This window comes from Flavonifractor sp. An4 (assembly GCF_002161755.1).
Lineage (GTDB): Bacteria > Bacillota > Clostridia > Oscillospirales > Oscillospiraceae > Flavonifractor > Flavonifractor avicola.
In genome coordinates this window covers 1-9,719 of record NZ_NFIL01000061.1, presented here as the reverse complement: position 1 = coordinate 9,719, position 9,719 = coordinate 1, and the positions used below count along the sequence as shown (strand labels likewise).

Sequence of the window (9,719 nt, the reverse complement as noted above, 5' to 3'; positions counted from 1 at the left end):
CGTTGGGGGCAAACACGGTGTCGCTGTAGCCCTTGACGATGCCCTTGGAGGCAGCCCAGTTCACAGCGTCGGTGTACCACACGCCGCTCTCCACGTCGGTGAAGGACAGGGTAGCATCAACCTTGGGCTGGCCTTCCAGCCGCCACAGCATGGTGACCACCATGGCACGGTTGGTGCTCATGAGAGGAGCAAAGGTGGTGGTGGAGGTGCCGTCCATCAGCTTATTGTCATAGACGTACTTCACAGCCTCATAGAACCAGTCGCCGGACTTCACATCAGTGAAGGGCAGGCCGGTCTCCACGGGGGTATCGTCCTTAGTGAAGGAGGCCTTCACGGTGACATTGCTTCTGGGCATTCTAAAGGTATACTTGCTGTCGCCCTTGTCAGTCACGGCAACGGCGTTCCCCTTGGCATCGGTAACGGTAACACCATCGGCCTTGTAGCCCTCGTCGGGAGTCAATGTTACAGTGACTGTCAACCCGGCAGAAGGACGGCTGTTGGACACCTTCACAGTACCGTTGGATGTTTCCTCAACTGTCACGTCGTAGCGGGTCACAATAGTCTGGCCGATCCCCATCACTTTTGTTAGGAAACCCGCACCAGCGGCCAGCCGATAGGCCGTACTCAATTTGAGGAACGCCCAGCCGATGAACACATACGGGATATTGGGAATGAGGAATTTTCGGAGCTTATCTGTTTTCATGCGCCGCCTCCTTCACACGCTCCCGCTGTTTGGGCTTTTCACGGGTGAGCTGATCTCCGGCCCGCTTGATCTGATCCCGGATGGGGATGCGCCTGGACTTGGACTTGTTCAGCACCTTTTTGGAATACTCCGAGAAACAGGCGGTCATGGCATCAGCCTGTCCCGCCTTGAAAAACAACAGGTATTTGTCCGGGCCTGTCTTGTAAAAGGCATAATCCACATTCCACTTCCGGGCCACCCGGTCAAAACTTTTGGTATCGCCGGACAGCTCCAGACTGTTGGTAGACACGCCATGCCGCATAAGTTGCTTGACCGTCTGTTTGCCGTGAGGGATCTGCCGGGCGCGGTGTTCTTTGGCGATTTTGCGCCCCACAGCGGCCACCACATAGGCAAGGCTCCGCGCCGTCAGCTTACTGGCCCGGACGGAAACTGCAACAGTACGCCGGGAAATATCTTCTTCTATCAGCTATGCCGCCTCCTTTCTCACCTCGGGACAAGTTGTCCCAAGGTGGGGTTATCGTTCCGTATGGCCCAGCGTGGGCCGTTTCCGTTCCCCCTCCAGCGAGGAACGGTCTATAATTTCCTTGAAAGCTGACATCTGCTCCCGGATGGACAGCTTGGGCATGGAGAAAACGCGGTGCTCGTCGGGAATGTCATCCCGGCCCGTGTAGTGCTCTATAAAGCTGCTGCGGTTGTCGGCCACATATCCACCGGGGGCATAGTGGCCGCCGTCATTGATCCGCACATCCCGCCCGTATGCCTCATAGTCGATATAATCAATGAGGTGTTCCGGGACTTCCACACCGCCGAACTCCAGCACATACATACGGCCCAGCTCCTCGTCACTACGGACACCGGAATAGAACTCAAAGCAATCCAGATTTTGCGTGAGGTTGATTAAGTCTTTTACGCTACCTGTGTATTCGCCAGCGTCTATGACCGCCTCAAACTTTTCTATATCGCTCTGATCCATTTCCGACAGCAGCGCGGCCAGATAGTTGAGCTCGTCAATGCTTTCATATTCGCCCAAGTGCTCATGCAGCCCCAGTACATCGCCGTCAAAGCTGGTTATGAAAATCTCCTCATACCGTATGCCGTCCACGCCGATGCGCTTTAAGAGGGACTGTACCTCCTCCGCCGTGGTGGGAAATTTCAGCGTTTCGCCCACAAGCTGCCCCTCGGCATATTTGCCGAGGTTGGTAATGTAGGCTTCCAGCAGGGCCGCCATATCAGCGGCGGCCCTGTCCCTTGACCGTCAAGATGCCCTCCAGCGTGGTTGCCGTGATACCCAGCCGCTGGGCAACAGCAATATCGTTCTTCATAGCCTCGGTGACGGTATGGCCGCACACCACCAGCACATGAGAGCGTTTGAGCAGATTACGGGCCATGTCGATCCCGCTTTTATGCTCCTCGGGAATGGCATCATTGAGGAACAGGGGATGGAACAGCGTGGGGCAGATGGGCGAAAAGCCCGCCTCATACACGCTGCGGCAATACTGCGCCGCCTGTTTTGCGTTTTCGGCATCGCTGCCGCACCACGCAGCGGTGATATATGCGAGGGGTCGTTTCATTGTTAAAACCTCCATTCAATGAAAAAACCTCGGGACAAATTGTCTCGAGGTTACAGGCTCTTATCCGTTTTCTTTTCGGGCTTGCCCAGCTCGGGGGGCTGCTTGGCCTTCCAGTCATCCAGCAGGGCCATGATCTGATCCTTCATCTGACGGGGGGACTTGTCCTTGCCGAAATACTTTTCCAGTTCCGCGCTATTGATAATCACCTTATCAACCTCCTTCTTTTCTTCCATCAAAATGCCGTCGATCACATCGCCGTTCAGCTTGCCCTCTTGATCCAGCTTGCGGAGCCGCTGGGCTTGGGATAGGGACGGAGAGGACTGCTGGCCCTCAATGGACACGGCGATATACTTCTGATGTTTGGGCCGGATAAAGGAAATCTCCACGGCGGGGGTAAATGCCAGCTTTTTTTCGTCCAGCATTTTCTGCAAATCCGGCACCAGCTCGGTCAAGCGGATATACCGCTGTACCTGTTTGTAGTTCATGCCGTTGCGATCACCCACGATCTGCGTGGAGCGTTTACCCGCCTCCTGTGCGTCCTCACCGGGACGAGCGCCTTGGTGCTTGATGGCCTCCACCTGCATTTTCAAAGACTGTGCCTTTTCCGTGGGCAAAATCTTTTCGCGGTGGCGCAGGTTGTCATCCGTCATAGCGAGGATGGCCTCGTCATCGGTCATGTTACGGACAATACAGGGCATATTCACAAACCCGGCCAGCTCGCTTGCCCTCTGGCGGCGGTGGCCCGCGATGATCTCATACCCGCCATCCTCGGTGGGGCGCACCAGCGCGGGCTGGTTTACACCACTTGCCCGGACGGACTCCACAAGGCCCTGCATCTCGGCATCGTCACGGACACCAAAGGGATGGTTTTTGAACGGGCGCAGCTCGGACAGATTGAGGTAGACAATTTCCTCTTTTTCTGCGCGGGTAGCGTCACGGGGCGCGGCGGGCTGCTCCGGCGCGGCAGGGGCGGGAGCCTCCTGCGGATTGGGTGCAGCATTTTCCGGGGCAGCCTTACTTTGGGACATTTTGTCTCGCGTGGGCGGCTTGGCCTTGTCGGGGGCCGCCTTGTCAGCCTTTGCCGGGCGGCCCTTGCTGGCCTTGGCCGCTGCTTTGTCCTTCGACTCCGTGGTTTTCTGCTTGGGAGCCTTTTCCTTCGGGGCCTTGTCCTTTCCGGCCTCCTCACGGGCGGCGGCGAAATCCACCACCTTGCCAGAGGGAGCAGGGGCAGGATCACTCTTGTCCGGGGTGGCAGTCTGCTTGGCCTCCTTGTCGGGCTTGAGCGGCTCGGGAGCCGCAGGGCTGGGAGCCTCCGGGACGGTGGGCTCCGCCTTTTCTGCGGGAGCTGCCTTTTCAGCCGGGGCGGGATCTGCCACAACGGGCTCGGCCTTGCCGGGAGCAGGCTGCTCCTGCGCGGGGGCCGTGTCAGTCGTTTCTGCCTCGGGGCCGATATTCTTTTTATCGTCTGCCAATGTCAAACCTCCTTTGTCTTGAAATGAAAAAAGCCAGCCCGATGGCTGGCAGCAGATAAGGGACTCCTCCTTTCAAGTTGTGGTGTATGAAAACGCCGCCCATAGTCTCACTCGGGCGGCGTAATGCTCAATATGAAATTGTTTTAGAATAAATACCTTGCTTGACAACTCGGATTTAATTTTAGATTAGATTTTTTCGCGGTGGCCTTCGTTCCACATTTTTTCATCGACATCGGCCATCATCAGCTTTAACAGGATGTCCGACATACTTTCACCGTTTTTATCATAACGGGGCTCCACGATAAAAACGCGATTGCCGATCTCATATCTTTGCGGCTCACCAGCTATATATTCTTTCTCCATACTCAACACCCCCTTTCGCTATGGAACAAGGAAATTATACCATGCGAAAAGGGAATTGCGGTATCGAGCTTGTTTTCAAATTTAGTATTGATATGCGGTCTGGCCCCAGCTATAATGAATTTCAAGAAAAACGCCGATGGTTTTGCGGCTTTTGGTGGGGTGTCCCGCGTATTGAACGCTCTATTGGCCCGATTTAGAGGGGTATGTAACCGATCTAACCGGGAGAGCGCTTGAATGGCATTCAAGAGGTCAGCGGTTCGATCCCGCTTATCTCCACCATGAAAGTACTGGGAAAGTACACGAGAAAGCCTTGAGCCCGTAAGGGTTCAGGGCTTTTCTTGTTACTTGGCTAAGTGTCGTGAGGTATTGGCTTTGTAGCCAATACCTCGTGTCTTTTCGTGCCTAATCTTGGCTTTTGATGGGGAGTTCGGAGCGTTGGCTATGGATTTGGCTCCTGGCTACGAGCCAAAAATCGGGGAAATTCCTCATTTTCTAAGTTCATTTGACAACCGTGGACAAAGTTTCTGACCTGTGATAAAGTGTAACTAATCTAGCGGTGATGATTTTGACAGAAAAAATAGTTACAGGGGGAAATGACCATGGCGGCACCAGTATGGAGCATAGATAACAAAGAGCTGGCAGAACAGCACGTAATAGAAGGCAACAGCTTTCGGCTGGAAGTCGAGCGACTGAAGGATAGATGGAATAACGAAGAAAAAGTTTCAGTCACGGCGTATCGTTTGGGAAATGCTGAACCTGCCCTTTTAGGGACAACACAGCTGGAACCAGCCGATCTTGAGGGTGGTCTGGCTGCATTTAAGAAATATGGTGTCATGCTCTCCCGATCTGATTGTATCGAAATCGCAAAATGTATTCGGGAAAACTATTATAGCTTCCATCCCCTCCCCTGTTATGACGGCAGTATCATTGACGATAACATCTTGCAGGATATCCTTGAGCTGCTGGTAAATATGATTGAAGTTAACCACATTGAGGCCATCACCATAAAGCCCCGGCATTTGCCTAACAGCTGCAACATCTATCCCATTCCCGTCAAACTTTTTAACGAGGAAATACAACGGGGCCAATTTCAAGATATAACCCCGAAAGCGATTTTGGAATACCTATACCAAGGCGGATTTACATTGGTGAACCGGGGTAGCTTAGATTATGTGGCCCCGGTTGGTGCTGACAAGAGCAAGCAAAAGTGTGTTTGCCTGTACAGAGACAAAATGACAGGTATTGCTGATAGCGCCAAGCAAGAAGGAATACAGGCATGAGAAACCAGACACTGAGCGCCTTTCCTTACTACGGCGGGAAAGCGGCCCTGGCCCCTGTCATCTGTGATATGCTGGACTACGCCAACACAGAAGTATTTATTGAGCCCTTTGGGGGCGGTGCCCGTGTCCTGCTCAATAAGCCGAGGCACCCTGTTGAAATTTATAATGACGCCAGCGCCGGTCTCTGTGCTTTTATGCGGTGCATGGGCGACCCTCAGAAAGCCCAGGAGGTCATTTACCGGCTTTATGATACCGACTGTACCCCCGAGACTTTCTATGCCGCTGTGAAGCTCAGAAACGAGGAAGAGGACGACTATTTTTCCGAGTTAAAACGCCAGTTCAAACAATATCTGAGCCTGCTAGGCAAGAAATATACAGCTACGGATATGGTTGAAAACTTCCGGTTGCTTCGACAAAGCATAAACAAATGTACGGTACAAATGGACTGGTCACCCCTCCAGCGGCTAAAGTTGAGAGGGACACTGACAGAAACAGAAGTTGCCCAGCTTACCCAGTTTCAGAAGGAGACTGAGGATTTTTTGACACTACTCCGCCCCATCTATGCGGATGTACTACGGGAGCAAAGCGATGAGCTTGCGCCTGAGGCTGTCCATACTTATATTCAAAGACTGTCGGCCCAGGTGAAAAAGTTATCAGCCGAGGCAGAACCTGAAAAGCTTGCCCAGAAAGCTGCATTGGAAAACAGAATACAAGCGATTCAGCATGGGAAGCCAAACCGGATTGACGCAAAGCGGATAGAGCAGCAATTCAGACAGCAGATCTATCAGTCTGCCTACTCCCACACGCTTAACAATCATGAATCCAGTTTTTCGGATGATATTAGTTTAGCGGTTGCAACATGGATCGTTTATACCATGAGCCGTGACGGAATGGGGACTGCATTCAGCCCTCAGAAATTCAAAACCAATGAACAATACCATGCACAAATCAGCAGACTTTATGATGTGGCAGAACGTATGAATGGCGTACAGGTCAGCCAGTCAGGTGCATTGATGTATCTGATGGAATGTAGTTACTTAAATGACAAAACCGCTTGCTTTTACCTGGATCCTTCCTACCTGGATCCGGAAGATGAGCAAAAGAATTTGGGGAGTGTATATAAACTCTCCTCCGATTACGCAAACCATGAATTGCTGCTCAAAACCATTTGTAACGCGAAGGCAAAAATTGTAATCAGTAACTATGATGTTCCACTATACAACGCATATCTCCAAGCGCCCCAATGGAAGAAATACGAGATTGACACCAAGACAAGCGTGGGAGGTAAGGCTGACAATTATCGTACAGAAATCATCTGGAAGAATTTCGATTGACTTTGAATGGCAAGTGTAGTATTCTGTTTACAGTAATAGTAACCTCACACAAGTTACTGAGTTACCAAGTTACAGGGCCTGTCTAAATAGAATATTGTGCCTGATTGAAAGCAGTATTGTGCTTTATAGCACAATACTGCTTTTATCATTGTGGGCTTATTCATCTGGTTAATAAAAGAGCGCATATAGTTGTGATAGAAGCACAAAAAAGAAATATTGGAGGCTAAAAAATGAACATAAAGGTTTATAAGGGCATAAAATTAAATATTTTTGTTGGGTATGCGCTTACCAACACAAAACAAGATAAGCAGGTGTGTGGAGCCGACGCATAAAATCCACGGGTATCTCAAAAGCCTACATCCACTGATAGGTTGAGATCCCCTGAGGCGGATACCGATAACCGCTTAATAAATTATCGGGGTTGGATGGCTGGAACGGGAACTTGCCACGGAAAATATTTTCCTCTGTGTGGGCCAGTTGCACAGGTAGGTAAGGAATAAACTCAGTGGAACGCGAGATGATGCGGGCCGACGGGGGCTACTGCGTTGAGCGTGTTTTTCTCTTAAACCTAAGGGAAAAACACGCTCAAATCCACTTAACCTCTGAGAGCTAGATAAACCGTTTCACCTCAAATAAAATATCAATAGAATTAAATAACAATCACTTTCACATCACCTCTATATCCAAATCACATACAGTACTAGTCTGTGGAGTAAGGTCAAACTTGCTCCACTATTTTTATGCCCTTATGAATGTTACCAAATTGACATATAACTCCAGCAGCATACTCACCAATCAAAATCTAAAATCTCCGGCTATTTCGTCAGCAGTCAAGAGGGCTGTGTCAGCGTTATAGTTTGGTTGTGGTTGAGAGATAGAGCTTGACCGATAACTAATTTAAGGAGTGTGTACTATGGATAAGAAGTTCATCATTAACCGGGTTGACCTGGGGCAGAGAGTGACTGGGTATGAGGTCTTTAACCCCGGTGTGAATGGCGGTGAGGTTCTGGGTATGACCGCCAAGCAGCTGAGTGAGGCGGTCAAGTCCGGTGAGGTGCTGGGGATGGTGCTGGACGGTAGCGGGGCCTTGAAGCTGGACGAGGCCAAGGGGTTCCGGGCCATCATGGTCAAGACGGGCGTGGGGACGCTGACCAGCACCGACCCGGCAGCGGTGGCAAATTTGATGTACACGGTGTACCGCCGGGACGGTGAGAACTACAAGGTAATTTCCTCCCGTTTTGGCCGTCAGACCTTCTGCGCCGACAAGATCAAGGCGCTGCTTGACCTGGGAGCTGTGAATGGTGTGGTGCTGAACGGTGACACCATCAAGTGTGCCTGGGAATGGGAGGAAATGCCCCAGGGCAAGACAGTGAAAAAATAAGGAAACAGTAAGCGGGTCACCCGGTAAGGGTGGCCCGCTCAGGTTAAAAGGGAGGTGAGACAGTATGTGCCATATTGCAGAGCTGGTGATTGGAGGTTGTGTACTGATTGCCATGACCACCCTGGGAGTGGTGGCGATCCTGGGGGTTCCGGGGGTACTGGAGAGGACTTTTGGAGTGCTGGGGGGTATGTGGTATGCAGAGGAGGAAAAGGGGGTGAAACAAGCCCCAGAGGGTGAGGAAAAGATGTAAGGGGTCCTTTGGAGCGGCAGGGCCAAGCAGTGTGCAAAAAATGGGGATACTCTGCTGCTCCCAGCATTTTTTAATAATATTGGGTGTGAGATGAATAAGGGCAAATAAGGGCAATTTCACTTTTGACTTGTGAAAAAAAGGTGATACAGTCACGGCTACATGGTCGAATAAATGCGGGAGACAGTGGGGCGGTTTCGACTTGATTACCAAATTTACCAAAAATTCGAGATAAACGAGACATTAGGTATCGTGTAGAACAGTGAACGCTAATTTTTAGCTTCATAGCAAGCAACGACTTTAATTAACGGCACACGATACCCTGATTAGGTAAAGATGGAGCGCCGTAAGTGGGGCAGAAAGAAATCGACCTGTTTCGCCAAAAGGCAAAGACTTACTATTAGGGAGGTGAAACTAAGTATAATACGGTGAACGACTCTTATGAAATGGTTGGGAGAGCGTAGATAAAACCAGTGAAGTCCTAAAATGCTGGTGAGAAATGTTGGGTTTGTCCGGTAAGACAACTAATTTTTCCTGCTCGTCAATAATAGAAGCAGAAATAGGCATGGATTTTTTAGATGGAATGACAGTTTCTCCAAAGAAAATAGGCATAAAGAGGGAACCTCAACATTTTCGGAAACGCAAAACATACTATACTTCCCCAGGACATCTTCACTCAACAACTGCTTGGATGAAAAATTTCCCTGCCTCAAAAAGTGCTTAATAGATATACACAATAGCACCTCATCCATGGTGGATATATGTATGGATCGACTTGAAGTATAAAAATGGACATTTACTTTTAAGATCGATTGCCCTACTTGCATTTTATATCCGCATGGTTTAGAATGAGGTTACGAGGCAAAAAAATAGTGCGGCAGGGATAGAGGGCGGCAACCCTCTATCCCCTGTACAGGTGATTACGGCACCATGCACAACTGCGTCAGCAGTACCACATCCACAGTATAATGCAATCTTGTTGAATTAGCAAGGTGCGTTATACGAGTTGTGTAAAGCACATAGCAAAGAACTTTTGTGCGTGCATGGGTATCTTTATACCTGTGTGCGCTCTTTTTGTCTCGGCGGCAGAAGCTCAAGGGGAGACAGGCTGGCTCTGTCCCCCTTGGGTGGAAGCTGTTGAGAGTCAATAAAAAAGCCGTCACTGTGACGGCACGGGAGGAAACCGTAATGAAAAAGGCGATCATATATGGTATGTCCCTGGCACTGATTTTATCCATGACAGCCTGTGGTGGTTCCAATGAAAACGCCGCTGATAAGAGCCAGGAAACCAGCACCCCCGAAGTCTCCCAGTCCATGGAGAGCAGTACCCCCACCCCAGAGCAGACCACCCAAACCGCACCCGAAACC

The 9,719-nt window shown here is 50.5% G+C and carries 10 protein-coding genes and 1 pseudogene; 5 read left to right on the top strand and 6 right to left on the bottom strand.

All coding sequences use genetic code 11. The features are described 5' to 3' along the window. The 6 genes from B5F94_RS15050 to B5F94_RS16785 all read right to left on the bottom strand — a co-directional run. Positions 1 to 703, bottom strand: a 703-nt coding sequence (locus tag B5F94_RS15050; protein ID WP_242965694.1) for an S-layer homology domain-containing protein, incomplete at its 3' end; no start/stop codon positions are given. Next, a complete protein-coding gene (locus B5F94_RS15045; RefSeq protein ID WP_181966738.1) occupies positions 690 to 1,088 on the bottom strand; it encodes a PcfB family protein in 399 nt (132 codons plus the stop codon). The genes B5F94_RS15045 and B5F94_RS15050, both read right to left, overlap by 14 nt. A 129-nt stretch (positions 1,089 to 1,217) precedes the next feature. Next, on the bottom strand, positions 1,218 to 1,931 hold the full coding sequence (locus B5F94_RS15040) for an antirestriction protein ArdA (protein WP_015574150.1): 714 nt from the start codon (positions 1,929 to 1,931) through the stop codon (positions 1,218 to 1,220). A gap of 1 nt (position 1,932) precedes the next feature. Continuing rightward, a complete protein-coding gene (locus B5F94_RS15035) occupies positions 1,933 to 2,274 on the bottom strand; it encodes a hypothetical protein (protein WP_015574151.1) in 342 nt (113 codons plus the stop codon). A 50-nt stretch (positions 2,275 to 2,324) separates the two neighbouring features. Beyond that, positions 2,325 to 3,746, bottom strand: coding sequence for a ParB/RepB/Spo0J family partition protein (locus B5F94_RS15030; RefSeq protein ID WP_087154058.1), 1,422 nt, complete (start codon positions 3,744 to 3,746; stop codon positions 2,325 to 2,327). Between the two features lie 186 nt (positions 3,747 to 3,932). Then, a complete protein-coding gene (locus tag B5F94_RS16785) occupies positions 3,933 to 4,109 on the bottom strand; it encodes a hypothetical protein (RefSeq protein WP_015574152.1) in 177 nt (58 codons plus the stop codon). Positions 4,110 to 4,708: 599 nt separating this feature from the next. On the opposite strand from B5F94_RS16785, the gene B5F94_RS15020 reads away from it, so the two are divergent. The 5 genes and pseudogenes from B5F94_RS15020 to B5F94_RS15000 all read left to right on the top strand — a co-directional run. Further along, a complete protein-coding gene (locus B5F94_RS15020) occupies positions 4,709 to 5,389 on the top strand; it encodes a hypothetical protein (protein WP_087331299.1) in 681 nt (226 codons plus the stop codon). Further along, a complete protein-coding gene (locus tag B5F94_RS15015) occupies positions 5,386 to 6,723 on the top strand; it encodes a DNA adenine methylase (protein WP_087331297.1) in 1,338 nt (445 codons plus the stop codon). Before B5F94_RS15020 ends, B5F94_RS15015 begins: the two co-directional genes overlap by 4 nt. Before the next feature lie 913 nt (positions 6,724 to 7,636). Further along, positions 7,637 to 8,104 carry a hypothetical protein gene (locus B5F94_RS15010; protein WP_087331295.1) on the top strand — a complete coding sequence of 156 codons (468 nt, stop codon included), beginning with the start codon at positions 7,637 to 7,639 and terminating at the stop codon, positions 8,102 to 8,104. A gap of 64 nt (positions 8,105 to 8,168) precedes the next feature. Beyond that, the gene (locus B5F94_RS15005) at positions 8,169 to 8,354 is read left to right on the top strand and encodes a hypothetical protein (protein ID WP_087331293.1); all 186 of its coding nucleotides are present in this window, start codon (positions 8,169 to 8,171) and stop codon (positions 8,352 to 8,354) included. Between the two features lie 1,185 nt (positions 8,355 to 9,539). Beyond that, a pseudogene (locus tag B5F94_RS15000) lies at positions 9,540 to 9,719 on the top strand (hypothetical protein); the annotation flags it as partial.

Coding starts and splice junctions, on each gene's coding strand:
- B5F94_RS15040 (WP_015574150.1), bottom strand. CDS start 1,931: ATGGCGGCCCTGCTGGAAGCCTACATTACCAACCTCGGCAAATATGCC.
- B5F94_RS15035 (WP_015574151.1), bottom strand. CDS start 2,274: ATGAAACGACCCCTCGCATATATCACCGCTGCGTGGTGCGGCAGCGAT.
- B5F94_RS16785 (WP_015574152.1), bottom strand. CDS start 4,109: ATGGAGAAAGAATATATAGCTGGTGAGCCGCAAAGATATGAGATCGGC.
- B5F94_RS15020 (WP_087331299.1), top strand. CDS start 4,709: ATGGCGGCACCAGTATGGAGCATAGATAACAAAGAGCTGGCAGAACAG.
- B5F94_RS15015 (WP_087331297.1), top strand. CDS start 5,386: ATGAGAAACCAGACACTGAGCGCCTTTCCTTACTACGGCGGGAAAGCG.
- B5F94_RS15010 (WP_087331295.1), top strand. CDS start 7,637: ATGGATAAGAAGTTCATCATTAACCGGGTTGACCTGGGGCAGAGAGTG.
- B5F94_RS15005 (WP_087331293.1), top strand. CDS start 8,169: ATGTGCCATATTGCAGAGCTGGTGATTGGAGGTTGTGTACTGATTGCC.